This window comes from Streptomyces sp. NBC_00377 (assembly GCF_036075115.1).
Lineage (GTDB): Bacteria > Actinomycetota > Actinomycetes > Streptomycetales > Streptomycetaceae > Streptomyces.
This window is the reverse complement of record NZ_CP107958.1, coordinates 123,099-146,384: the sequence shown is the minus strand read 5'-3', so window position 1 is coordinate 146,384 and position 23,286 is coordinate 123,099. Positions and strand designations below refer to the sequence as shown.

Here is a 23,286-nt window from a genome sequence, read left to right as displayed (position 1 = left end):
CGGCTGACAAGGTGGGGTGATCGGAGGTGACGAGCGGGGTGGGCGCCGATGGTGGGCTCCGCGGGTGTGAGTCAGGTCGCCCGGTTGGGCAGAGGGGGGGCGATGGTGCCGTGGTCAGTGAGCAGTCCACGGGCTGCTGCGGGGCATACAGGTGGCCGTGTCAACCAGCTTCCTCGCGGGGTCGACACGACCACCTGTTCGTTCGTGACGGTCCCGTCCCCACGGAGGCCGTCACGTAACCGGGGGCCCAGCCACCGCTCATGGCGGGGCCCTCGGAACCCAGGGCGTCAGACCGGAGAAAGACGACGCTCCTCGTCCGGATCTCCTGGCGCGATGCTTTCTGAGGCGGAACCCAGCTTCTCGCGGAGCCTCTCGCCTTCCACATCCATGTTGGGGAGCAGTCGATCCAGCCAGCGGGGCAGCCACCAGGCTTTGTGCCCGAGCAGGGCAAGGACTGCCGGAACAATCGCCATCCGGACCACGAATGCGTCCACGAACACCGCGATCGCCAGCCCGAAGCCGATCATCTTGATCATCGGCTCACTCGAGCCGATGAATCCGGAGAAGACCGCGATCATGATCACTGCGGCTGCGGTAACAACCCGAGCTCCGTGCTGGAAGCCGGTGACGACCGCTGCCCCCGGCTGTTCTCCGCCGACATACGACTCACGCATGCGCGATACCAGGAAGACCTCGTAGTCCATGGCAAGCCCGAAGACCACGCCGATCATGAAGATCGGCATCATCGACATGATCGGGCCTGTCTGCTCAACGCCGAACAGGGAGCCCAGCCAGCCCCATTGGAAGACCGCAACGACTGCACCGAGCGCTGCCACTACAGAAAGCAGGAAGCCGAGAGCGGCCTTCAGGGGGACGAGTACCGACCGGAAGACCAGCATCAGGAGCAGGAACGCAAGGCCCACGACCAGCGTCAGGTACGGCAGCAGTGCGTCGTTCATGCGCTGCGAGAAGTCAACGTTCATCGCTGTCGCGCCGGTGACGAAGACATTGCCGGCGGTGGTGTCCCGGATGGAGTGCACCAGTCTTTCGGTGGCGACCGAGGAAGGCCGGTACTTGGGGATGACGGTGATCATCGCGGTGTCGCCGGCCTCGTTGACCGTCACCGGGGTGACCGAGGCAACGCCGTCCAGGCCCTGGAGCGTTTCGCGGGTGTGAGACGCGGCGTCTGTGTCCCCGTCGACGACCACCAGCAGGGGGCCGTTGTATCCCGGACCGAAGCTCTCGGACATTAGATCGTAGGCTTTGCGCTGAGTGGTGCTGACCGGCTGGGAGCCGTCATCCGGAAGGCCCACCTTCAGGGACGCGGCGGGGATGGCGATGATGCCGAGGCTGATCAGGCCCACGACCAACACAGTGGCCGGGCGACGCAGCACGAAGCGTGCCCACCGAACGCCGCCGTTGGGCTTTCCTGCGGGCCTGCTTGCCTTGCGGGGCGAGACTCGCCTGCCGGCGAAGCCGAGCAGGGCAGGAATCGCCGTCAGGGCAATGAGGACGGCGATGACCACCGTGCCGGCGGCGGCGAAGCCCATCTTCGTCAGCATAGGAACGTTGACGACTGCCAGTCCCACCAGGGCAATCACCACAGTCAGGCCCGCGAAGACGACGGCGGAGCCGGCCGTGCCGACGGCCCGGCCAACTGCCTCCTCGCGGTCGTGGCCCTCTGTGAGCTCGGCCCGGTATCGCGAGACGATGAAGAGTGCGTAGTCGATGCCGACCGCGAGCCCGATCATCATCGCCAACGTAGAGGTGGTGGAGCCGAGGTCAAAGGTGCTCGCCAGTGCGGTGATGGTGGAGATGCCGATGCCGACCCCGAAGATCGCGGTCAGCAGGGGCAGTCCAGCGGCGACCAGTGACCCAAGAGTGATGATCAGGACCACGGCAGCGATGACTACGCCGATCACTTCGCCGATGCCGGGCTCCGGCGCAGCCTGCAGAGCCGTTCCGCCTACTTCGACCGTCAAACCGCTCTTGCGAGCGTCAGAGGCAACGTCATCAAGTGACTTGAGTGTCGCGTCTGTCAGAGACCCCGGCGGTTTGTTGTAGGTGACGGAGACGAAGGCGGTTGACCCGTTCGGCGATACGCTCTTTCCCTCATACGGATCAGTGATGGCCGCCACCTGGTCCGACTTCGACCTCAGCTCTTTCACGAGGTTCCTGACCGTCGCCTTGGGGGCAGCGTCAGACACTTTCTCCGACGCAGGAGCCTTCAGAACGATCTGCGCCACGGCACCATCGGGGCTGCTCCCGGGAAACCGCGTTTCAACAAGCCCAACAGCCTTTTGGGCCTCGGTCCCTGGAAGGGAAAAGGAGGACGTGACGTTGCTGGAAGCCACGCTTGCGCCAACCGCGGCACAGGCGAGCAGCGCCACCCAGATTGCGGCGACGAGACGGCGGCGCCGGAAGGCGGCCCTGGACAGCAGGTAGAGGAATGTAGCCACGGAGGCTCCCGGTCGGATTGTGGGGACTGTCGAAGACGCGCCGTGGTGATGGCGTCCGCAGACGTGGTGCGAGCGGAACGCGGAGACCATCCATGTACACGTCCTCTTGCTACTTACGGTGGGCTGGTAGCGATGTGAGCACCTGAGTAAACGGTGCTCACTCTTCCGCGAAAGTCGGGCCGGCAGCCTCACCGCTACCCGTCTTGGGGGTGCCTTCGCAGGAGTCGGCAGGGGAGCGGGATGATTTCGCGCCGCGGCCTGACATCGCCGAATCCCCGCGGTCCCGAGTCGGTGACCTGGGCTGTGGTGCAGGCGATGCTCGGCTTCACCTCCGAGACGAGGCGGTTGCGTTTCGCACACAGCCCCTGGCGAGGGACAGCCTGCCGATCGCCGTCGCGTCGATGGCGAAGTCCGACGAGTGCGAGACCCTACCCGCATCCTCGCCGCCACGGAGCCGGCGCCCCTGGCTGACCGTCCCGGTGGTCGCCGGTCGGCGACCAGAGCCTGGACGCCGGTGTGGTGGGCAATCACCGGTCTGGATGACTGATCGTCGGCTCGACAGTGGCGGAGGGCGCACGGCGGGGACGGGTGACGAGTTCTCCGCCGCAGTGAGGACATGTGTCCTGCATCGCGTCGCTGCAGGACACGCAGAATGTGCACTCGTACGAGCAGATGCGGGCGGACGAGGTCTGTATCAGAAGCGGACCTCCACATCGTTCGCAGCGGTCGCGCATTTCCAAGGGCATGGCTCTCCTGGTTGGTTGGGGAAAGACCGCTGCCGGGCGGGCAACGGACAGCATGCGGCACACCTGGCGGACCAAGACCGCTCCCAGCGAGGTGGCCTCTCAGACTCGGCCAGATCACTGGACGAACTTGGATCGACAGAGCGGCCGGCGGCTTACGCACATGCCCTTCTGGGCTCATCCGCCTCAGCGGCACCGGCGATCTACGCGCCCAGTCGCCGTACACCTGTGCTCGTCGGTTCCCACGGCTTGGTCTGTGGCCTGGGTGAATGAACGTTAGGGTTTGTTCAGTCCGATTTCGGCTTGGTGTAGTGATGTCATGGGTGATGCATGGAGGGCAAGGCGCGTCCCGAAGCGACCGCTGAGCAGGCGTTGTACGAGATGGACCGCCTGATCGCGCTGGCGCAGTTCGGACAGCAGGACATCGCCGGACGGCTCGGACTCAACGTCACCGACCTGACCTGTCTCGGGTTCGTGATCGAGGCGTCCTTGGCCGGTGAGCCCCTGGGCGCGAGCGACCTCGCCGCGCGAGCCCGGTTGAGCACAGGCGCCGTCACCGGGGTGCTCAACCGGTTGGAAAAGTCTCGCTTCATCCGCAGGGAGAGCGACCTGACGGACCGTCGACGAGTCTGGGTCGTGATGGACGAGTCGGCCCAGGCACGTATCCTCGAGGTCTACGGCCCCTTCTACGAGCGCCTGCGCCTTCTGGTCTCCGACTTCACCCGCGACGAGGTCGCCGTACTGGCGGACTGGTTTGCCAAGGCCAGGACGGCGATGCAAAAGAGTCTGGACGACATGCGCGACGCCGCCCGGGCCGAGGGCCCGTCACCCGCACAGGACTGAGTGTCCGGGCGGGCTCAGTGCTCGCCCCCACTCTCGTTCCGTACCGCTGAAGCCCCTGCCGGCACAGCTGACCGGATGGGGACGCTCCCTTGAGAGGTGCGAGCGGACGGAAGCGGCGTGCTCCAGGACGCGGCGGCGCCGCGGCGGGTGCCCGTTCGTCCGGCGATGCGGCAGCCGAGGCAGTTGGGGTGCCCCTGGGCGGCTTCGTGGTCTCTGACGCGCCAGTTCTGTTCACGGACGGGCCGGGGCCCGCTCGGTTTACCCCAGCCGCTCAGATGTAGCACCCAGGTCACCAGCCCGGCGACGGCGATGACCCCCGTGCCGAGCGCAAGATCCGGCGCCGAGCCCCTCGTCATGGCGACTCCCGCGACACAGCAGCCGATCACCGTGATGGCGGTGCCGGTCCATCCGGCGACGGTGTGGCCCAGGTCGTGCGTTCCGTGCAGACCGCTCATGAGTCTCCTCGAAGCGAGCGAGAAGATTTATCTCGCGAGCTAAAATATTTGGCCATCTTAGGACCGCTGAAGGGGGAGGGCAAACCAGGGGCAGGGGCGCGGGCGGCTTCTCGTGGCGAGGCGGTATACGCGGGCCCGACGCGCTCACGTCCTCAGATCCCTCCGGCGCAGGGACACCAGTCCCGCCGCGGTCAGTCCCGCCGCGATCCCGGTGAGGAGGAGGACCGGTGCCCAGGCCATGGTGCCGCCCGGCAGCTTCGACACGTGGCCGAAGGGGGAGAGGCCCAGGACGACCTGGGGCAGGTTCAGGGCAGGGCCGATCCAGCCGAGGAGGAGGGCGAGGCCCGCCGCGGCCCAGGCGCCGGGCGCGAGCCGAGAGGAGAGGCCGTACAGGAGGACCGCGAGGCCGCCGAGTGTCCAGACCGCCGGGACCTGGACGAGGCAGGCACCGAGGATGGGGCCGAGGTCCGATCCGTGGCCGAGGCCCAGGCCGAGCCCGCCGAGCAGCATGATGAGGACCGCGCCGCCGAAGGCGATGACAAGGTGTCCGCCGGCCCAGCGCAGCCGGCCGACGGCGGCGAGCAGGGGTTCGGCGCGCTGCGAGGTCTCCTCTGCGTGCAGCCGGAGTACGGAGGAGACGATGTAGAGGGCGGCGACCAGGCCCAGCATGTTCACCATGGCGGCGAGGAACGCGTCGGTGATCCCGCTCTGGCCACCCATCCGCTCGATGATCTCGCGGGTCCTGGCGTTGTCGCCGACCAGGTCGGCCGCCCCCTTGGTGATGCCGCCGAACGCGGCGCCCGCGGCGAGGAAGCCGAGGCTCCAGCCGAGCACCGCGCCGCGTTGCAGCCGCCACGCCAGTGCTCCGGCCGCGCCGAGGCGGCCGGTCGCGGGCCCCGGCCGGCTGGGCAGGAAGCTCATGCCGACGTCCCTGCGTCCGGCGAGTGCATAGGCGGCGGCGCCCTGTGCGGCGATGGCCGCGACGAACAGCGCGAGGACCCACCAGCGTTCGTTCGCGAAGGCACGGATGTTCTCCAGCCAGCCGATCGGGGAGATCCAGGTCAGCACCGACGAGCCGTCGTCGCTCGCCGCGTCGCCCGCCGCCCTGAGGACGAACGCTGCGCCGAGCAGTGCGCCGGTCAGCCCCTTGGCGAGCCGCGCGCTCTCCGTGAACTGGGCGACGAGGGCCGCCATGGTCGCGAAGACCATTCCGACCCCGCCGACGGTCAGTCCGAGCGCCAGGGCACCGGCGCCGCCCTGACCGGCGAGGCCAGCCGCGACGAGCAGAGCCAGGGCGCCGTTCGCGACGAGTGCCGCGAGCAGGGCCGCGGTCAGCGGGGCGCGCCGCCCGACCATCGCGGCGGAGACGAGTTCCTGCCGTCCGCTCTCCTCCTCGTCGCGGGTGTGCCGGACCACGATGATCAGGCTCATCACAGCGGCGAGCACGCCGGCGAAACCGCCGATGCGCCAGGCGGTGAGCCCGCCGAGCGAGTCGCTGAACACCGGCCCGTAGGTGGCGCGCAGGGAGCTGTTGGTGAGCATCTGCCGTGCCACGTCAGCGCGTTCAGCGGGGGTGGCGTAGACGCTCTTGAGCGAGCCCGGCAGGGAGAGCACCAGCAGTCCGGTCACGCCGATCCACAGCGGCATGGTCATGCGGCCGCGACGCAGGGCGAACCGCAGCAAGGTGCCGGTGCCGGCCAGTGGGCGCGTACCGCCGCCGCGGACGGTGAAGGTGCCGGCGGTCGTGGTGGTCATCGGGCCGCCGCCTCTTCGGACATGGCCCGGAGGGCGGCGTCCTGGTCCTCGCCTTCGTCCTCGTCCCGGTAGTGCTGCAGGAACAGCTCCTCCAGGGTAGGCGGAGCCGAGGTCAGAGACCGTACGCCGGAGTCGGCCAGCGAGCGCAGTACGGCGTTCAGGTGTTCGGTGTCGACCTGGAGCCTGACCCGGCTCCGAACGCCGTCGGGCAGGACGCCGGCGTCCTGTACGTCGAGGCCGTGGACTCCGGGCAGGGTCTCCAACGCGCCCGGTCCACCGCTGAGTTCGGCGGTGACGCTGGTACGGGTCAGGTGGCGCAGGTCGGCGAGGGAGCCGCTCTCGACGGTCCGGCCCTTGCGGATGATGCTGACGCGGTCGCAGAGTTCCTCGACCTCGCTCAGGATGTGCGAGGACAGCAGAACGGTGCGGCCCCGGTCGCGCTCCTCCCGGACGCACCGCCGGAAGACCTCTTCCATCAGCGGGTCCAGGCCCGAGGTCGGCTCGTCGAGGATCAGCACGTCGACGTCCGAGGCGAAGGCGGCGATGAGGGCGACCTTCTGGCGGTTGCCCTTCGAGTAGGTGCGCCCCTTCTTGGTGGGGTCGAGTTCGAAGCGCTCGATGAGGTCGGCGCGCCGGGCAGGGTTGAGCCCGCCGGTTCGCCGCCTCTCGGCTCGCCCGCCGCGGGTGCGGCCTGCGGCGTGCAGCCGCCCGTAGAGGTCGATTACCTCACCGCCGGTGAGGTTGCGCCACAGGGTGACGTCGCCGGGGACGTAGGCGATCCGGCCGTGCAGTTCGACCGCGTCGGCCCATGGGTCCATGCCGAGCATCCGTGCCGCGCCTGAGTCGGCGCGTAGCAGGCCGAGCAGGACCCGGATGGTGGTGGACTTCCCGGATCCGTTCGGGCCGAGGAAGCCGTGCACCTCACCGGCCTCAACCTCCAGGTCGAGGCCGTTCAACGCGTGCGTCCTGCCGAACCTCTTCTGTAGTCCGGAGACGCTGATTACCTTCGTCATGTTTCAGACACTACGCTTACTTCAGAAATTTGTGAAGTTAAGGAAACGTATGAACCGCGTTACACTCGACGATGAGACATGAGCAGGGGAGATGATCGACAGATGGCGGAAGCGACCACGGTGGAGCGGGATCCGGAGCCGGTCTCGCAGTTCGTGGAGGGATTCGCGGCGCAGCTCGTCGAGGCGGGGATGCAGCGGATGCCCGCGCGGGTGTTCGCGGCGCTACTGGCCTCCGACTCTGCCGCGATGACCTCGGCGGAACTCGGTGAACAGCTCCGGGTCAGCCCGGCCGCCGTCTCCGGTGCGGTGCGCTATCTCGCGCAGCAGCACATGGTCTCGCGCGAGCGGGAACCCGGCTCGCGGCGCGAGCGGTATCGCGTGCACAGCGACCAGTGGTACGAGGCCCTGACCAGCCGCGACGCGGTGCTCAAGCGCTGGGAGACCGCCCTGCGCGCCGGCGTCGACAGCCTTGGTCCCGCTACCCCGGCCGGGCGCCGGCTCTCTGAGACCCTGGCGTTCTTCGAGTTCATCGACGGCGAGATCGCCGCGATGATGGAACGCTGGCGCACCCACCGCGAAACACTCCACGGCGACGACTGACAGCGCCCGGCGCCTCTGCGACGCCCTCGACGCGGCAACGGTCCAACACCGCATGCAGGTGGGGGGCTTGGGCTGCGAGGGATGTCGATGCCCTCGTGCAGGTAGCGGCAGCCGGTCGCCTGGGACACCCCGGCGTCCCGGGCGAGGCAGGCACACAGCCTCGCTCACCGAACCAGCGCAGCACCAGCACCGCCTGACGGAACGGGCCCAGCGCCCGCGCCCCCTTCGGGGTTCATCCGTCGACGGTGCACGGCCAACAACCGGGCCAGGTACTCCACGACGTGACGCGGGACGTCGAGTGTGGCGATGTAGGTGTCCAACGTGAAGCCTCTGGTGGTTACGGCAATGATCTTGTGGTGAGGTCTGCCCTACCAGAAGCTCTACGTGCGTCTGCGGTCGGGTGCAGTCGTCTGCGGTCGGGTGCAGTCCGTCCGACTCACCTTCGCCAGACGGTGGTTCACACCGTTCGCACAGGTCGCTTCGCTGAGAGAACGTCACTGGCCGGCCCGTTCTTCCCAGGCGCGGCGGACCAGCCGGCTAACGCGCCACGCGGTAACGGAGGTAGACGACTCTCGAGCGGAAGGTGCGGAACTCGACGAGTTCGACATCCACCCGGCGCTCATGCCGGGGGAAGATGCGGAATGCCGCCGCCGACCAGCACCGGGTAGACCCTGGCCCGGTACTCCTCGATCAGACCCGACGCGGCCGCCTCGGCGGCGAGAGCCGCGCTGGCGATCGTGATGTCGCCCTCACCCGGCTCGGCTCGCAACCGCTCGATCTCCTCCGCCAGGCCGCCGGAAGCCAGGCGGGCATTGCCCTGTACCGCCGACAGCGTGGTGAAAGAACACCACCTTCGGGAGCGCCTTCCAGATCGCGGTCCACTCCAGCATCGAGTTGTCGAGGGATGGATTCTGGTCGACGGTCTCCCAGTACAGCATCGTCTCGTAGAGCCGTCGTCCCAGCAGGTGGACGACGACCTCTCGCACCTCGTCGGTGGCGAAGCGGAAGACCTCCTCGTTGGCCGTCGTCCAGTCGAAGCCGTCGTCCGGCCCGACGATGTAGCCGTCCAATGAGACGCCCATCGAATAGGTCACGCCGCGCATCAGAAGCCCTCCTCGGTGACGGGTTCGACAGTTACGACCGCCGGACGTCGCAGGACTGATCGCGGCTCGCGAGATCCCCTGGGTCGAGTCACCTCACGAGATCGTTTGAGGAAACCTTCACGGCAGTCGCAGATATGCGCCGGCCCGTCCCTCACCTGTTTCCGGGGCCGTCAGTCAGCGGCAAGTCGACGATCAGAGGCCGTTGTTCCGGGCAAAGGCGACCTGGTGACCAGGGCGAATACTCATCCGGCGATGGTCGGGGCGTCGACATGACCTCTATGATGACGACCTTCCAGGACGCCCGGCAACGTGGGCTCGGGCGGTGAACCGCAGCCCGGCACCAGGTAAGTACCCGTTACTCATTTCAACTGCTGAGTCCCTTGCGACCCTAACGGTAAGCCTGGTTAGGCGGACTATCTCGACCGAGGCGAGCCTCAGGACAGCAGCCGAAGAAAAGCCTCACTCACGCTGACTCCAGAGGACCACCTAGCGAGCAAAAAGCTCTCGAATGGTAGAGCGCCGCGCGCTGTTCTGAGAACAGGTCGGAGTGAACCGTCTCTTTACCAGTTTTCGATCTAAGGATATTCCTGTGAATGGCCTCCCCATTCCAGATCCGGCCGGCGCACCGGTACGCGCGGTTCGCCACGGTGCGGTTCTGGCCGTGACCTGCCTGGCACTGGCGACCGTCGTCTCGGCGATGGCTTCGCTGAGCGTGGCGTTGCCCGACGTCGCCCGCGAGACGCACGCCAACCAGACCCAGCTGTCGTGGATCATCGATTCCTACAGCCTGGTCTTCGCTTCGTTCCTGCTGTTCGCCGCGACCCTCGGTGACCGCTTCGGCCGTCGCAAGGCACTGCTCGGCGGCGTCGCAGTGTTCGGTGGAATATCACTCGCCGCGACCTTCACGGCCGAGCCGGGCGTCCTGATCGCCCTTCGTGCGGTGCTGGGCGTGGCAGCCGCGTTCGTCATGCCCGCCACGCTGTCCACGATCACCAGCACGTTTCCCCGAGCCCAGCAGGCGCGTGCCATCAGCATCTGGGCGGGGGTCGCGGGCGCCAGCGCCGCGCTGGGACTGCTCGCCTCCGGAATACTGCTCGAGGCGTGGTCGTGGCGATCGGTGTTCTGGCTGAACGCCGTCATGGCCGCGGTGGCGTTCATCGGCACCTACCTCTTCGTGCCGGAGTCCGCGCAGCCGGGCAGGCAGCGCATCGATGTGACCGGAGCGGCTCTCACCGTGGCGGGACTGGGCGTGCTGGTCTACTCGGTCATCGAGGCGCCCGAGCACGGCTGGGGCAGCACGCGCACCCTGGCAGGCATGGCCATCGGGCTCGCCGTCCTGGTCGCCTTCGTCGCCTGGGAGCTCAGGCACCCGCACCCCCTGCTCGATCCGCGGCTGTTCCGCAACAAGCTGTTCGCGGCCGGGTCGATCTCGACCACTTTGCAGTTCTTCGCGTTCTTCGGGTTCATCTTCGTCACCATGCAGTACCTCCAGCTGGTGCGCGGCGACAGCGCACTGATGGCCGCGGTGAGCGTGCTGCCGATGTCCGCGGCGATGATCCCCAGCGCCCGCCTCAGCCCGCTCCTGGTCGCCCGGCGAGGCATGCGAGCCCCCTGGACCGTCGGCCTCGTCCTGGTCACCACCGGCCTGGTCGTGCTGGCCCAGCTCGACGCCGGCAGCTCGTACTGGCTGGTCGTCGGCGGTCTCCTGCCGCTCGGTGCGGGCATGGGCCTGGCCACGACGCCGGCCACCGCGGCCATCACCGACGCCCTGCCGCCCCGTCTGCAGAACGTGGGATCCGCCGTGAACGACCTCTCCCGCGAACTCGGCGGCGCCCTGGGCATCGCCGTCCTCGGCAGCCTCATGAGCGCCCAGTACCGTGACTCCCTCGACACCGGCGGCCTCCCCGCCCCGGTCGCGGAAGCAGCCCGCTCCTCCCTCGCCGCCGCCAACCACATCGGCCACGCCACGGGCAACCCGGCACTGATCGACGAGGCCCGCGACGCCTTCGCCTCCGGCATGCAGCTCTCTCTCATCGGCGGCGCCGCGACCACCGTCCTGGCCGCCGTCGTCGTCACCCTCCTGCTGCGCCGTCCCGGCAAGCCCGGCACGGAGCAGGCAGAGACGCCGAGCAGCGGCGCACACCGCGACACGGCGAAGTCGACCGCGTAGCCACAGCCGACCGCCCGACAGCCACCACGACCTACGGCGCGAGGGCCGCACCCCGCCGCCCCGCGCCGTACGGAGACAAGGACCCACCGTGACCACTGCGCACCGCTCCCAGCCCCCGCAACTGCCCGAGCCCCTTCTGGCCCTCGCCTCGGCTTTCGCCCTGCTGGGCAGACGCTGGAACGGCCTGATCATCACGGCCTTGGCCAAAGGCCCGGCCGACTTCGCCCAGGTGCGCGAGCGCGTCCCCGGCATCAGCGACCGCATGCTCGCCCGCCGCCTCCAGGAACTGGCCACGGCCGGCCTCGTGGCCGGCGCCGTCCGGCCGGGCGCGTCACCGCGCACCCCCTACACCCTCTCCTCCCATGGCGCGGCCTCTCTCATCCCCCTGGCCGCCCTGACGGTGTGGGCGCAGGACCACATCACTGCGAAGGGGACGCCGTCCTGCGAACTCCCCTAGCGCGGTGAACACAGCCGTCACGACTTCGTAGTGTGCGAGTTGGGCCTCGGGGACGAAACGACGGCGGCAGCAGTGCACCGGATCGGCCGCCGTGCGTATGCGGTCGAAGCCGACCTGATCGGCTTCGACCGCATACCGGCCCTGCGAGAGAGCCTGGAGGAGATGCAGGCACAGCCTTTGCGTTGGCTTGGGGCGAAGACGGACGGCGGACAGATCGTCGCTTTCGTCGCCTGGCAGCCCATGGCCGGGGAAGACGGCACTGACATTGCCCGCCTGTGCGTCGATCCCGCATGGTTCCGGCACGGCCTGGCATCACGACTGCTGGGGCACCTCTTGGCCGACTTGGCCCCCAGCGGGCACGTGCTGGTGAGTACGGGCGCCGACAATCTTCCCGCCATCGCCCTCTACGAGCGTCATGGCTTCTCCCGCGTGGGCACCACCGAACCCGCACCCAACCTGCGCATGGCTCAGTTCCGACTCACCCGGCAACATGCGGAATCCGTCGCATAGTCCTCAGGCTGCGGCGGTCGGGGTCGGAGCCGTGGCCCTTGTCGCCGAGCGGTGAATCGGGGCGGCGGCGGGACGCCCGGCTGCCGTCGTTGACGTCGGCCGCGGTGGTGGCGGCCTGGAGCGGGATGCCGCGTCACAAGTCAAGTGGCGTCTGCCGCCCGTCTTCCCCGGCCGACCGGCGACGGACCGATGTCGGCTCCCCCTACCACGGAGCACTCGCGCCCTCCCGGGTGAAGCGTCCCATCGGCCCTGTCCGACCAGGACCCCTCGACGGAATGGTTTTACGAGCTCTGAGCACAGACGTGCGGGTCCGCATCAACGGTGACCGGCTCGGCAGCCATCATCAAGGACGCCCAAATGCTCTCCGTGGCCTGTGGTCGAGTACGCACTACTCATCAATAGCCAACGATTCCGGGCCACAGTGGACACCATGAGAAACCATCGAATTGAGGCTGGCTAATGGCTCTCGTCACTTTCAATGACATCTACGCGGCCAGTCAGCGCATGGCGCGTGCGGTGTCCCATACATCGTTGCTCGAGGCGTCCTGGGCCTCGTGCGCCCACCGCTCTCTGCTCTTGAAGCCTGAGAACCTGCAGATCACAGGTTCGTTCAAGATCCGCGGCGCTTACAACCGGTTGTCAAGGCTGTCCGAAGCCCAGAAAGCCCGGGGGATCATCGCGCGGTCAAGCGGAAATCATGGCAAGGCCCTCGCCTACGTGGCGCGCCAAGAGGGCGTGAAGGTCACGATCGTTATGCCTGCTACTGCAGCCAAGGCCAAAGTCGACGCCGTTCTCGAATACGGGGCCGAGGTGAAGTTCGCCCCCCTCGAAGAGTGCGCCAGGGTGACTGACGAGCTGGCCGAACAGCATGGCTTTGTCATCATCCCGCCTTTCGACGACCTCGATATCATTGCCGGCCAGGGAACGGTAGGCTTGGAAATCGCCGAGGAGGCGGTTGCTCGGGGACTGGACGTTGACACGGTGCTGGTGCCGGTCAGCGGAGGCGGTCTGATTTCGGGTGTTGCGGCGGCACTGAAGATCACGAGGCCCGGAGTTCGAGTAGTGGGCGTCGAACCGGAGCTGGCGGCCGACGCGCGGGAAAGCCTGCGCGCCGGCAGGCGAGTGACCTGGCCGACTCAGCGCGTCAGCAGAACCCTGGCTGACGGAATGCAGATGAGTACCGTAGGCGTGCATCCCTTTGAGCACATGCAAGTACTTGTTGACGACATCATCACCGTAACCGAGGAGGAGATCTGCTCGAGCGTAGCAATCTTGGCACATCAAGCCGGCATGATCGCCGAACCTTCCGGGGCAGTCACAACGGCAGCATATCTGTATCACGAGCGCGACCTCCCGGCCGGTGCCGCGCACGTAGCGGTAGTCAGTGGTGGAAATGTCAATTCCGACCTCCTCGAATTGCTTCTGAAAGAGCACCCTCTCCCGTTTGCGGGCTGTTGCCATTAATCGGCGCGCAGTCAAGGTGAGCGCAGAGTTCCAGTCGTAGGTCGTGATCATCGGAGTTTTTTCGTGGATACCTCAGGCTTCAGCCGGGGGAGGAAACGAAACTCCTGCGGAGCAGGGCAGGGAGCTGGGATTCGCCGTCAGGGCGGATCCCAGTGCGCTGACCGGCAGGTTTGATCTCTACGTGGTGGTCTGGCCAGTTTGTGGGCGTGGCCGGGGATCGTGTGAAGCGGGCGTTCAATACCGCTTCTATCCGAGCGATGTGCAGACGGCCGAGCTGGCGCGTACGTTCGGCTGTGTCCGGAAGGTGTACAACCTGGCGCTCGCCGCCCGTACCGAGGGCGTGGGGGCGGCAGGAGCGGGTCAACTGCGGCCCGACGTCGGCGATGTTGACAGGGTGGAAGCAGACCGAGGAGCTGGCTATCTGGGCGACGTCTCGTCGGTGCCGCTCCAGCAGACGCTGCGGCATCTGTAGATAGCGTTCAGCCACTTCTTCGCGAAGCGGACGAAGTATCCGCGTTGCAAGTCGCGGAAGAGGTCGCGGAAGTCGGCGGAGTACACCACCAGCGGGTTCCGGTTCCGGTTCCGTGCGGGCAGGCTGACCCTTGCGAAGACGGCAAAGCGGCCGGACATCGTCTGGTCGCGTCCACTTCCGGAGGGGCGAAGCCGTCGACGGTGACCGTGTCCCAGGACGCGGCCGGCCGCTGGTTGGTCTCGATACTGTGCGAGGACCCAACCACCAAGCCCCGTCCTGCCACCGACAGTGCGGTTGGTATCGACGTCGGCCTCGACCACTTGCTGGCCCTTTCCACCGGGGAGAAGGCCGCCCACCCCCGGCATGAGCGCCGTGACCGCGCCCGGCTCGCCAGGGCCCAGCGGGAACTGTCCCGCAAGGCCGCCGGTGACGGAGCCAACCGGGCCAGGGCCCGGCGCAAGGTCGCCAAGGTCCACGCGAGGATCGCCAACCGGCACCGCGACATGCTCCACCAGTCGCCAGAGGAACGGCGCTCGGGAAGATCGGGACCTTGGCGGTGACATGAACGCCCAGGACGCCTTCACCCCGGAGGACAAGCTGGCTGCGCGCTGATCGCCCGTCGTGCCACGGAGGCGCGGATGCGGGCCCTGGGATGGCATGGCAACGATGCTTTGCGCGAACATGAACCAAAAAAGAATGAAATGAGACAGAGCAGGACACGTATGCTGAGTGTGCCCCGAGCTGGCTCTGAGCAAGGTGCTCACCTGCCCTGCATGTGATGGCTCTGCGGGCCGTCGGCAAGGAAGGGCCGAGGATGAAGAAGATCAGTGTCGGACAGCGCCCGCTGGCAGGGCGCGATTCCGAACTTCACCTCTATCGAACTGCGTTGGCCAACCCGGAGTGCAGAGGTTTCGCGATCTTCGGACCGCAAGGCGTCGGAAAGTCGAGACTGGCAGATGAATGCCTCAAAGTAGGCGCAGCAGGGGGATGGAAAACGCTCCGGGTAACTGCCACGAGGGGAGCCTCAACCGTCCCCTTCGGCGCTATCGCGCACCTCATTCCGGTCGGAGTGGCAGCTACCGATATTGCCGCGGTGCTCACCGGAGTCGCATCCAGTCTCGATGAGGAGAAGAGGAAAGGGACTCTGCTTCTCGTGGAGGATATTCCCCTGCTGGATCAGTCCTCTCTCATCATCGTTCAACGGCTTTCCGATGTAGGGAAGATATTTCTGATATCGACCACACGCGACGGAGAGCGTGAAAATTCAGACACGGATTCCCTTACTATGGGATACGGTTTCCGACAAGTAAACCTGAAGAACCTCAACCAGGACTCAATTCACCGCTTGCTCGAGTCCACTCTTGAGGGAGCTGTGAGCCGCCGGACCTCGTACGAGTTGTACTTGAAGAGCGCAGGGAACCCGCTGTTTCTCCGTGAACTTGTCTTTGCCGCACTCGAGTCCCGGTTCATGAAGAATGACGGCGAGGTCTGGGAACTGGAACCGGCGGCAGAATCCGCTACGACCACGCCGCAACTCACCGATCTGGTCGAGTCCAGGCTCTCGGCCATCTCGGCCGAGGGGCGCGCTCTTCTCGAGGCGATCTCTGTATGCGGCGAAGCATCACTCGATGGTGTCGTACCCCCGGAAAAGCAGGACGGCGCGCTGATAGAACTCGAGTCCGAGGGCCTGGTGAATATATCCCTCGATGGGCGGCGCACACGCATCGACCTGGCGCACCCCATCTATGGTGAGGTGCTCCAAAGGAACATGCCTCCCTTCAAAAGAAGACGCGTGTACCTCAATCAGGTCGCCTCGCTGGAAGCTCACGGGCTCCGGCGCCGTGACGATTTCTTCCGGTCTGTCGCCTGGCGTGTCGAAGCGACTGGATCGGCCAAGACGGATCACCTTGTCTCGGCCGCCAGACTCGCCCGGGACGCTCACAGCTACACCCGAGCCGTACAACTTCTGGAGGCCGTGCCGCAGCCGGAGAGAACTGCCGCCTGTCTCCTCCTTCTGGGGCACTGCCTTGCTCAGGCCGGCAGGACAGAAGAGGTTGAGGACGTGCTCGTTCAGGCTCAGAGGCTGGCTGTCGGCGAGGACGAGATCCTCGACGTCGCTTTTGCTCGGGTGCAGAACCTGTTCTGGGTCCAGGGCGGCAAGGCTGAGGCATTGGACGTGATCGCCGAGGCCGGCCGGCATGCCCGCAGTTCATCGGCACTGTTCCGGATTCGCTCTGCCGAGGCCACCATCCGCATCGCCTGCGGTGATCCGCAGGCCGGCCTGGACGCCCTCGGCGAGATCGACTACGACGTCGAGGATCCAGCAGAGATCAACGTGCTGCTGCTCAGTCTCATGTACCAGTCCCCGGGACTGACCATGACCGGCCGTACGGCCGAGGCCATCAGCACCGCCGAAAACGCGTACAAAATCAACCTCAAGTACCACGATCAGGCGCTGTACCTGCACCCTTCTGCTCAGCGCAATGGCCTGATCTTCGCGCTTGCCGAGGCCGGCCGGCTGCCGGAAGCCCGGGCCGTGGGGAACCTCGCTCTGTGCGAGCTCATGGCCGCGCGAGCCCAGGTGCCCCACGTGTGGACGGCACTGCAGATGGCACGCGCTGAATGGCTTTCAGGTCATCCACGCTCCGCCAGGCACTGGTACGCGGAGTCGGTCGCCCTGGCCAGGTCGCATGGCCAGACGCTGGCCATGCGACCCGCCCTGTGCGGCCTCGCAGCGGCCGCCGCACAGGTGAACGACACCGCCAGTGCACGCAAGGCCATCGAAGAAGCAGCGCGGTACCCCCATGTCGGCCTGTTCGTCGGAGAAGACGACCTCGCCACAGCATGGCTCCACGTCGCCGACGGCAAGCTCGCCGCCGCTCGCGAGGTACTCGAGGCCGCCGCGGCTTCAGCACGCGCATCCGGAGTTCTGAGCTCCGAAGCCGCGCTCCTGACCGATGTCGCCCGACTGGGCGACGCACGGCAGGCAGCGAGAAGACTCGGCGAACTCGCCGATGTCTGCGACTCGGCATTCACCCGCGCTCGGGCAGGCTATGCCGCAGCGCTGGCGGCAAACGACCCGCCTGCCTTGGAAGTTGCGTCCGCCTCGTTCGAGAAGATGGGGGCAGACCTGCTCGCAGCGGAGGCGTCCGCGGCGGCTGCTGCCGCGTGGAAGCGCGCGGGCGAATCCCGCAAGTCCACCGCCGGCGCCAACCGGACCGCCCGGCTTGCTGTCCTGTGTGAGGGCGCCCGCACTCCCGGCTTGACCACGGCCCTCGAGCCAGCTGCGGCACTGACGGCCCGTGAGCGAGAAATTGCTGTCCTGACCAGTTCAGGCGCATCGGCGCAAGCAGTGGCAGAGGCCCTCTCGATCTCCCGGCGGACCGTAGAAAACCACCTCTACAGCATTTACGGCAAACTTGGCGTTTCTACTCGCGCAGAACTCAAGAAGGCGCTGGAGGCAACGAATTGAGGCGCTCGGTTCGTGCGGTGTGCCCTGCCCGGTCGATCAACGTCCCCGCAGGGGCGCCAGCCAGGCCAGGACATCGGCGACGGTGCGGCCCTCGACTTGTCCGAGCAGCCCGCCGTGGCCGAGGGCGTTGACGAAGCCGGTGTGCCACCGGTTGCGGGTCAGGCGCCACTTGCCGGTCTCCGCATCCTGTTCCCAACTCGGCCGTCCGCGGCGGGTCTCGTCGATGCCCAGGACTGTGACCTGCGGCAGAGGTGCCTCAGTGACGTCGCGGGTCTGTGTGCGGAAGGCTTCCATCTGGATGACCGTGGAGCCGGCATCCGTTATGCGGCGCCCAGCCGTATCCCGCAGCCGGGCGGTCAGCCTGGCTCCGGCCGGGATCTGCGGGATCTGCTCGGTGAAAGACCGGCAAAAACAGCTGGCCTCGCGGCACCACCAGCGGCGCTTGTGCCAGCGGAACTCCAATCCGCTCTCGCCGTAAGGAAGATCGCGTGGCCGGGTCACCGCCGAACCCTTAACCCGGGTGGCGAACACCCTGCGGGCCGGGCAGACTCTGGCTGTCTCGTCGGCCGTGACCAGGTGAACTCGGCGCCTTCCGTCGGCCAGCCGCTCAACCCGCGCGACGGACACCCCGTCGAGGTCGAGCAGCAACGTCGTATCGTTGACCTAGCCCGCGGCTCCTGCATGATCGTTCTGCGTCGAGACCAGAGATGATCACGCAGGCCCACGGGCATCCCGCATCCGGGGCAGTGCCGAATGCCTCATGACGATCGGCCGAGTGTGGTTCGCTGCTGGGGTGACTCAGGACGTGGAGATCGTCGCATTCGAATCCGCCGAGGCATTCCAGGCATGGCTCGGCGAGAACCACGCCGTCTCACCCGGCATCTGGCTCAAGCTTCGGAAGAAGGGCCCCGGAATCGCTGCGCTGGACTACATCCAGGCGCTCGACGTGGCACTCTGCTACGGCTGGATCGACGGCCAGAAGGCAAAGTTCGACGACCACTGGTGGCTCCAGCGGTTCACCCCGCGCAAGCCGCGCAGCAAGTGGTCCAAGGCCAACCGGGACAAGGTGGCCGCCCTGATCGAGCAGGGCCGGATGCATCCGCCGGGACAGGCCGAGGTCGACCGCGCCAAGGCAGACGGCCGCTGGGAAGCGGCCTACGACGGCGCGAGGACCGCCACGGTGCCGGACGACCTCACAGCGGCCCTGACCGCCGACCCGGCCGCGGCAAAGATCTTCGAGACACTGGACCGGCAGAACCGCTACGCGATCCTGTACCGGATCCAAGAGGCCAAGAAGGCCGAGACCCGGGCGCGCCGGATCGAAAAGTACGTAGCGATGCTGGCGAAGGGCGAGAAGCTGCACCCGTAGTCACGGAGAGGGACCGAGCTGGGCTCTTCGGGTAACTCGTCTAGATTCGGGCCTCAGCAGTTTCCGGCATCGGCTGACGACCCTCCACGACTGTGTCCGGTCGTCGAAGTCGTCGACCAGCCATGCGGCATCCGAGACAGTCGGGGTGGCCGCCGCGCGCACTCAGATCGCGCACACGCCAGTCCCATTGGTCATCGGGACGAGGTCCGCTCGGCTTTCCCCATCCGGCCAGGTGGAGCACCCACGTGACGCCCGCAGCGAGTAGGACGGTCGCAGCCCCAGCGGCGATCACGAGGGCCGAGACGGCTATCACGCCGATGCCGACGATCCCGAAGCCGACCACGGCGATGAAGGTGCCGGTCCATCCCGCCACCGTGTGGCCCAGGTCCACGTGGCCGTGCGCGCTCATCAGTTCTCCTCAGGTCTCATGGCAATGAGCCGGTAGCCCACGCACACGAGCAACTCTGGAGCGCCCATGAGGTCACCGAATGAGTAAGAGGTACTCGTTCATCGGTACGGGGGTCGGTACCCGGTCTTCCGCCCGGAATCCACCGTGCTCAAGCCAGCACGCGATACCGCGAGGGTGCGCTGCCGTGCGACATCGTCTTCGCCCGTGACGTAGCAGTGCGCTGCGGGACGGGACCACGATCTACACGAACCTCTACCGGCCGGCGAACGAGAACGGTCTCCCGACGACCGTCGCGTGGAGCAGGGACGACAAGCGGCGTGGGAACCCTTCTCTTCGACGACTTCCCACACAGGGCCGGTGTGCCGTGCCGCTGAGCGCCGTGAGCGGGCTGGAGAAGCTTCGAGGGCCCGGACCTGGCCTACTGGTGTGCTCACGGGTATGCGTGGCCAACCCGCACCCGCGGTGCCTTTGCGGCTACCAGACCATGGCCCCCGCAACCCGTTGTGCAGCCCTATCCGCACGACAGGCAAAAGACACCACCGGCGGGCGGCATCGCCGACGCCGCCGACGACCGCAGCCGGCCTCGTCCCCACGCCATCGAACTGCGCGCGCAGTACCATGTAGGGGCCAGCGCCCCGCTGCTGGGCATGAGTCACCTTCACAGCGGTGAGGGCGTGGAACTCCCCGGCGGCCTCGCCTCAGTCGACTCCCCCGTCAGCTCTTTGCTGGACAGGTCGGTGCCGCCGCCGATGTTGTAGATCTCGCCCGGCTGGCCCGCGCGCATTGCGTCGTTACCAGTCGACGGTCTCCTCCAGCCCAGAGCTGCTGCGGATCTGCGGCGCCGACTGGGACCACGTCACCTACGTCCCGGACCGCCTGGCCAACGACCTGCGCTACGCCATGGACTGGTCCAAAGTCGCTGCCCCCTCGGTTACCAGCCGCAGCGCGACTTCCAGGCTGGCCGCGCAGCAAGCGAGTGACGAACAGCGGGATCCCTGCGCCGGATCCTCGTCACCGGCGTCGGCGCCCATCCGGGCTTCGGCCTGGCCCGTAGCCTCCAGCGGCTCGGGCATCGGGTCGTCGCCGTCGATGCCAACCCGCTCGCACCCGGCTTCTTCCTGAACGACGTCTCGCCATACCGCATCCCCCTCGCCACGGACCCCGACTACCCGGACGCCATCACCGGGCTGTGCAAGACGCTCGCCGTGGACGCGATCGTGGTCGGAATTGAGAACGACCTGCCGCCGCTGCTCGAGCTGCGGCCCCGCCTGGAAGCCCAGGGCGTACGTCTTTGGCTGCCGGAAGCCACGTCGGTTCACGCCTGCATCGACAAGGCCCGATTCCACCAAGTCCTGACCGAGCACGGCATCCCGACACCGCGCACCTGGACACCCCAAGACGTCGATCTGGTGCCCGCCGGCGTCGAACTGGTCGTCAAGCCGCGGGTCGGCCACGGCGCCCAGGGTGTGCACATGGTGAAGTCCCTGCGGCACGCCCGCCTCCTGTGTGAGCTGATCCCCGATGCCCTCGTGCAAGAACGCATCCACGGCACCGAGTTCACCGCCGACTGCCTCGTGGACCGCGATGGCCGCGCCTCGGCGATCCTGCGCCGCCGCGACCTGGTGAAAGCCGGCTGCGTCGTCGTCTCCACGACGATCAAGGACCAGGCTGTGCACAACCTGGTCATGAACACCCTGCGCGCCGTCCGCGCACGGGGCCTGAGCTGCGTGCAGGGATTCATCACCGGCGACGGCCAGGTCACGATCACCGAGCTGAACGTCCGCATCGCCGGAGGGTTCGCCCTCAGTGTGGCGGCAGGTGCGGACCTGGTCGGCCAGATGGTCAACGGCCTGTTCGGTCTGCCGGTCGACCACGACCAGCTGACCTATCGCACCGGCGTGTTCCTCACGAACTACCTGGAGACGCTGCGCGTCGGCAACGTCGCCGAGCTGGAGATCGCAGCCGCCCCGAAGGGAGCCGTAGCATGACGGCCGTCGCCGCGCCCGGCGTGGGGCGCAACGCAAGCCCGTTTCTGTACGGTGAAGAGGCTGCCGCGGTCTCCCGCGTGCTGGAGGCCGGTCAGTACGGGCACACCGAGGTGACCGAGGAGTTCGAGCGCCGCGTCGCGCAGTTCCTCAATGTTCCTCACGCCGTCGCCGTCATGTCCGGCACCGCGGCCCTGCATACGGCGCTGCTCGCCGCCGACGCCGGCCCCGGCGACGAGGTGGTCGTGCCCAGCATGACGTTCTGCGCGACCGTCCAGGCGATCCTCGCCGTCGGCGCCACCCCGGTCTTCGTGGACATCGACCCGACCACGTTGTGCGTGACCAGCCAGCTGGTCATGGACGCCGTCACCGATCGCACCCGCGCCGTGATGCCGGTCCTTTTCGGCGGCCGGGCCATCGACTTCGCCCCCATCCGCGCGGAGCTGGCCAGCCGGGACATCGCCATCATGGAGGACGCGGCGCACGCCTTCGGCTCCCGCAACGGTGACCGCAGGGTCGGCGCCACCGGCGATCTGACGTGCTTCTCCTTCGGCCCGATCAAGAACCTCACCTGCGGGCAAGGCGGCATCGTCATCCCGCGCACCCGCTCTGAGGCCGATACGATCCGCCGCATCCGCATGCTCGGAGTCGTCCAGTCACAGGCCGAACGCTGCCAGACGACCAGCTACCAGGTAGAGGGCTTCGGTCTGCGCTACCAGATGTCCGCCATCAACGCCGCCATCGGCTTGGCCCAGCTCGACCGCGTCGAGAGGGCGGAGACGACCCGTCGCACCCTGTGGCGCGCCTACCAGCACGCGCTCGCCGGCCTGACCGGCGTACGCCTGGTCGACGTCGACCCCGACCGGTCCGTGCCGCACCTGTGCCAGGTCCTCATCCCGAACCGGGACGCAGTGCACGCGCAGATGAAAGCTCGCGGCATCGGCGTCGGCGTCCATTACCCGCCCAACCACCTGCAGCCCGCCTTTGCCCAGTGGCGGCGCGACCTGCCCGCCACCGAACAAGCCGGCCGGCTGGTGCTGACGCTGCCGTTCCACCAGTACCTGGCCGAGAACGACATCGACCAGGTCGTCCACGTCCTCGGCCAGGCCCTCACGACCACGGGAGCCGCATGGTGCACAAGGTCCTGACCGTCTGCCTCGGCAACTACTGCCGTTCGCCCTTCGCCGCGCTCGCGCTCGCCACGCGGGGCGGCACCGAGCTGGAAGTCCGCTCGGCCGGGCTGATCGGCAAGTGGGAGGGAGAGCTCGCCAACGAGCAGATGATCGAGGCCGCCAGGCGCCTCGGCCTCGACCTCACCGCCCACCGCGCCCAGCAGCTCACCCGGGAGATGCTCGACTGGGCCGACAGCGTCCTGGCGATGGACGCCTCCGTGCTGGAAGTCCTCCGCGAGATCGCCGGCGGAGACGTTCAGCGCAAGCTCGGCCTGTACCTGCGCGACCGCGACGTCCCCGACCCGATGGGCAAGGACCAGGAGACGTTCAACGCGTGCGCCGTCCTCATCGAGGCAGGAACGACTCTCCACGTCGGCCAGCCGTCGCATTGACCGGCTGCCCCGCCGCGGCGGCCAAGAGCTCGTCCACGAGCCTGTCCGCCGCGTCCGGGCGGCCGTACGCACGGGCCCGCTCCGCCATGCCCGATCGCACCTGGGGATCGGCCAGGAGCGGGCCCACCGCTTCCTGCAACTGGGCCGCCGTCGCCTCACCGGTCAGCGCCACCGCCGCCCCAGCCTGCTCCAGATGCCGAGCGTTGTGGAGTTGTTCGTTCCCGGCCGACGACGCCAGCGGCACGAACACCGCAGGCTTGCCCAGTGCGGTCAGCTCCGCCAGCGTCCCCGCCCCGCTCCGCGACACCACGACGTCGGCTAGGGCCAGGGCGTCGGGCAGCTCGCCGCTGACGAACCCCGTCAGGTGGTAGCGGGCCGCCAGCTCTGGCGGAAGTCCGGCCGCCCGCGCCCGCAGGCCCGCCTCATTGGCCGGACCGCATTGG

The 23,286-nt window shown here is 67.6% G+C and carries 18 protein-coding genes and 3 pseudogenes; 12 read left to right on the top strand and 9 right to left on the bottom strand.

Annotated elements, in window-relative coordinates:
- Window positions 1–287: 287 nt before the first annotated feature.
- A complete protein-coding gene (locus OHS71_RS00735; RefSeq protein ID WP_327188132.1) occupies window positions 288–2,459 on the bottom strand; it encodes an MMPL family transporter in 2,172 nt (723 codons plus the stop codon).
- Between the two features lie 527 nt (window positions 2,460–2,986).
- Window positions 2,987–3,193: a DUF1272 domain-containing protein gene (locus tag OHS71_RS00730; protein WP_328484359.1), complete on the bottom strand. Its 207-nt coding sequence runs from the start codon at window positions 3,191–3,193 to the stop codon at window positions 2,987–2,989.
- 339 nt (window positions 3,194–3,532) lie between these two features.
- Here OHS71_RS00730 and OHS71_RS00725 point away from each other — a divergent pair, with 339 nt between their 5' ends.
- Window positions 3,533–4,045 carry a MarR family transcriptional regulator gene (locus tag OHS71_RS00725; protein WP_327188134.1) on the top strand — a complete coding sequence of 171 codons (513 nt, stop codon included), beginning with the start codon at window positions 3,533–3,535 and terminating at the stop codon, window positions 4,043–4,045.
- Window positions 4,046–4,059: 14 nt separating this feature from the next.
- On the opposite strand, the gene OHS71_RS00720 is transcribed toward OHS71_RS00725, so the two are convergent.
- From OHS71_RS00720 to OHS71_RS00710, 3 genes are all read right to left on the bottom strand, one after another.
- On the bottom strand, window positions 4,060–4,500 hold the full coding sequence (locus OHS71_RS00720) for an HGxxPAAW family protein (RefSeq protein ID WP_328475707.1): 441 nt from the start codon (window positions 4,498–4,500) through the stop codon (window positions 4,060–4,062).
- A 144-nt stretch (window positions 4,501–4,644) separates the two neighbouring features.
- Window positions 4,645–6,255 (bottom strand): ABC transporter permease, encoded by a 1,611-nt coding sequence (locus OHS71_RS00715; RefSeq protein WP_328475705.1) that lies wholly within the window; start codon window positions 6,253–6,255, stop codon window positions 4,645–4,647.
- Entirely contained in the window at window positions 6,252–7,268 is a 1,017-nt protein-coding gene (locus OHS71_RS00710; RefSeq protein WP_328475703.1) for an ABC transporter ATP-binding protein, read from the bottom strand. The genes OHS71_RS00715 and OHS71_RS00710 overlap by 4 nt, the downstream gene beginning before the upstream one ends.
- Before the next feature lie 102 nt (window positions 7,269–7,370).
- Between OHS71_RS00710 and OHS71_RS00705 the strand changes: the two genes are divergently transcribed.
- The gene (locus tag OHS71_RS00705) at window positions 7,371–7,868 is read left to right on the top strand and encodes a GbsR/MarR family transcriptional regulator (RefSeq protein WP_327188138.1); all 498 of its coding nucleotides are present in this window, start codon (window positions 7,371–7,373) and stop codon (window positions 7,866–7,868) included.
- Between the two features lie 537 nt (window positions 7,869–8,405).
- On the opposite strand, the pseudogene OHS71_RS00695 reads toward OHS71_RS00705, so the two are convergent.
- Window positions 8,406–8,971 (bottom strand): annotated as a pseudogene (locus OHS71_RS00695) (dihydrofolate reductase family protein).
- A 661-nt stretch (window positions 8,972–9,632) separates the two neighbouring features.
- Here OHS71_RS00695 and OHS71_RS00690 point away from each other — a divergent pair.
- From OHS71_RS00690 to OHS71_RS00665, 6 genes and pseudogenes are all read left to right on the top strand, one after another.
- Complete coding sequence (locus tag OHS71_RS00690) at window positions 9,633–11,141, top strand: MFS transporter (RefSeq protein WP_328475700.1); 1,509 nt, start codon at window positions 9,633–9,635, stop codon at window positions 11,139–11,141.
- An 88-nt stretch (window positions 11,142–11,229) separates the two neighbouring features.
- Window positions 11,230–11,598, top strand: a complete 369-nt coding sequence (locus tag OHS71_RS00685) for a winged helix-turn-helix transcriptional regulator (protein ID WP_328475698.1) — start codon at window positions 11,230–11,232, stop codon at window positions 11,596–11,598.
- A 30-nt stretch (window positions 11,599–11,628) separates the two neighbouring features.
- The gene (locus OHS71_RS00680; RefSeq protein WP_328475696.1) at window positions 11,629–12,108 is read left to right on the top strand and encodes a GNAT family N-acetyltransferase; all 480 of its coding nucleotides are present in this window, start codon (window positions 11,629–11,631) and stop codon (window positions 12,106–12,108) included.
- Between the two features lie 459 nt (window positions 12,109–12,567).
- Window positions 12,568–13,572, top strand: coding sequence for a threonine ammonia-lyase (locus tag OHS71_RS00675; RefSeq protein ID WP_328475694.1), 1,005 nt, complete (start codon window positions 12,568–12,570; stop codon window positions 13,570–13,572).
- Between the two features lie 206 nt (window positions 13,573–13,778).
- Window positions 13,779–14,559: pseudogene (locus tag OHS71_RS00670) on the top strand (RNA-guided endonuclease InsQ/TnpB family protein); the annotation flags it as partial.
- Between the two features lie 299 nt (window positions 14,560–14,858).
- Window positions 14,859–17,516 (top strand): LuxR C-terminal-related transcriptional regulator, encoded by a 2,658-nt coding sequence (locus OHS71_RS00665; protein WP_328475692.1) that lies wholly within the window; start codon window positions 14,859–14,861, stop codon window positions 17,514–17,516.
- Window positions 17,517–17,552: 36 nt separating this feature from the next.
- Here OHS71_RS00665 and OHS71_RS00660 read toward each other — a convergent pair whose 3' ends face one another.
- Window positions 17,553–18,164 carry a hypothetical protein gene (locus OHS71_RS00660; RefSeq protein WP_328475690.1) on the bottom strand — a complete coding sequence of 204 codons (612 nt, stop codon included), beginning with the start codon at window positions 18,162–18,164 and terminating at the stop codon, window positions 17,553–17,555.
- Window positions 18,165–18,276: 112 nt separating this feature from the next.
- On the opposite strand from OHS71_RS00660, the gene OHS71_RS00655 reads away from it, so the two are divergent.
- Complete coding sequence (locus OHS71_RS00655) at window positions 18,277–18,885, top strand: YdeI/OmpD-associated family protein (RefSeq protein ID WP_328475688.1); 609 nt, start codon at window positions 18,277–18,279, stop codon at window positions 18,883–18,885.
- A gap of 40 nt (window positions 18,886–18,925) precedes the next feature.
- On the opposite strand, the gene OHS71_RS00650 is transcribed toward OHS71_RS00655, so the two are convergent.
- Window positions 18,926–19,294 carry an HGxxPAAW family protein gene (locus tag OHS71_RS00650; protein ID WP_328475686.1) on the bottom strand — a complete coding sequence of 123 codons (369 nt, stop codon included), beginning with the start codon at window positions 19,292–19,294 and terminating at the stop codon, window positions 18,926–18,928.
- A gap of 995 nt (window positions 19,295–20,289) precedes the next feature.
- On the opposite strand from OHS71_RS00650, the gene OHS71_RS00645 reads away from it, so the two are divergent.
- From OHS71_RS00645 to OHS71_RS00635, 3 genes are read left to right on the top strand one after another with little or no spacing between them, the layout of a single operon-like run.
- The gene (locus tag OHS71_RS00645) at window positions 20,290–21,282 is read left to right on the top strand and encodes an ATP-grasp domain-containing protein (protein WP_328484358.1); all 993 of its coding nucleotides are present in this window, start codon (window positions 20,290–20,292) and stop codon (window positions 21,280–21,282) included.
- Window positions 21,279–22,427: a DegT/DnrJ/EryC1/StrS family aminotransferase gene (locus tag OHS71_RS00640; RefSeq protein ID WP_328475684.1), complete on the top strand. Its 1,149-nt coding sequence runs from the start codon at window positions 21,279–21,281 to the stop codon at window positions 22,425–22,427. Before OHS71_RS00645 ends, OHS71_RS00640 begins: the two co-directional genes overlap by 4 nt.
- Complete coding sequence (locus OHS71_RS00635; RefSeq protein WP_328475682.1) at window positions 22,409–22,843, top strand: low molecular weight protein-tyrosine-phosphatase; 435 nt, start codon at window positions 22,409–22,411, stop codon at window positions 22,841–22,843. Before OHS71_RS00640 ends, OHS71_RS00635 begins: the two co-directional genes overlap by 19 nt.
- Here OHS71_RS00635 and OHS71_RS00630 read toward each other — a convergent pair.
- Window positions 22,797–23,285, bottom strand: a pseudogene (locus tag OHS71_RS00630) (UDP-N-acetylglucosamine--N-acetylmuramyl-(pentapeptide) pyrophosphoryl-undecaprenol N-acetylglucosamine transferase); the annotation flags it as partial. The gene OHS71_RS00635 and the pseudogene OHS71_RS00630 sit on opposite strands and share 47 nt — an antisense overlap.
- Window position 23,286 lies beyond the last annotated feature (1 nt).

Coding starts and splice junctions, on each gene's coding strand:
- OHS71_RS00730 (WP_328484359.1), bottom strand. CDS start 3,193: ATGCGCGACCGCTGCGAACGATGTGGAGGTCCGCTTCTGATACAGACC.
- OHS71_RS00725 (WP_327188134.1), top strand. CDS start 3,533: ATGGAGGGCAAGGCGCGTCCCGAAGCGACCGCTGAGCAGGCGTTGTAC.
- OHS71_RS00720 (WP_328475707.1), bottom strand. CDS start 4,500: ATGAGCGGTCTGCACGGAACGCACGACCTGGGCCACACCGTCGCCGGA.
- OHS71_RS00715 (WP_328475705.1), bottom strand. CDS start 6,255: ATGACCACCACGACCGCCGGCACCTTCACCGTCCGCGGCGGCGGTACG.
- OHS71_RS00710 (WP_328475703.1), bottom strand. CDS start 7,268: ATGACGAAGGTAATCAGCGTCTCCGGACTACAGAAGAGGTTCGGCAGG.
- OHS71_RS00705 (WP_327188138.1), top strand. CDS start 7,371: ATGGCGGAAGCGACCACGGTGGAGCGGGATCCGGAGCCGGTCTCGCAG.
- OHS71_RS00675 (WP_328475694.1), top strand. CDS start 12,568: ATGGCTCTCGTCACTTTCAATGACATCTACGCGGCCAGTCAGCGCATG.
- OHS71_RS00665 (WP_328475692.1), top strand. CDS start 14,859: ATGAAGAAGATCAGTGTCGGACAGCGCCCGCTGGCAGGGCGCGATTCC.
- OHS71_RS00655 (WP_328475688.1), top strand. CDS start 18,277: ATGACGATCGGCCGAGTGTGGTTCGCTGCTGGGGTGACTCAGGACGTG.
- OHS71_RS00650 (WP_328475686.1), bottom strand. CDS start 19,294: ATGAGCGCGCACGGCCACGTGGACCTGGGCCACACGGTGGCGGGATGG.
- OHS71_RS00640 (WP_328475684.1), top strand. CDS start 21,279: ATGACGGCCGTCGCCGCGCCCGGCGTGGGGCGCAACGCAAGCCCGTTT.
- OHS71_RS00635 (WP_328475682.1), top strand. CDS start 22,409: ATGGTGCACAAGGTCCTGACCGTCTGCCTCGGCAACTACTGCCGTTCG.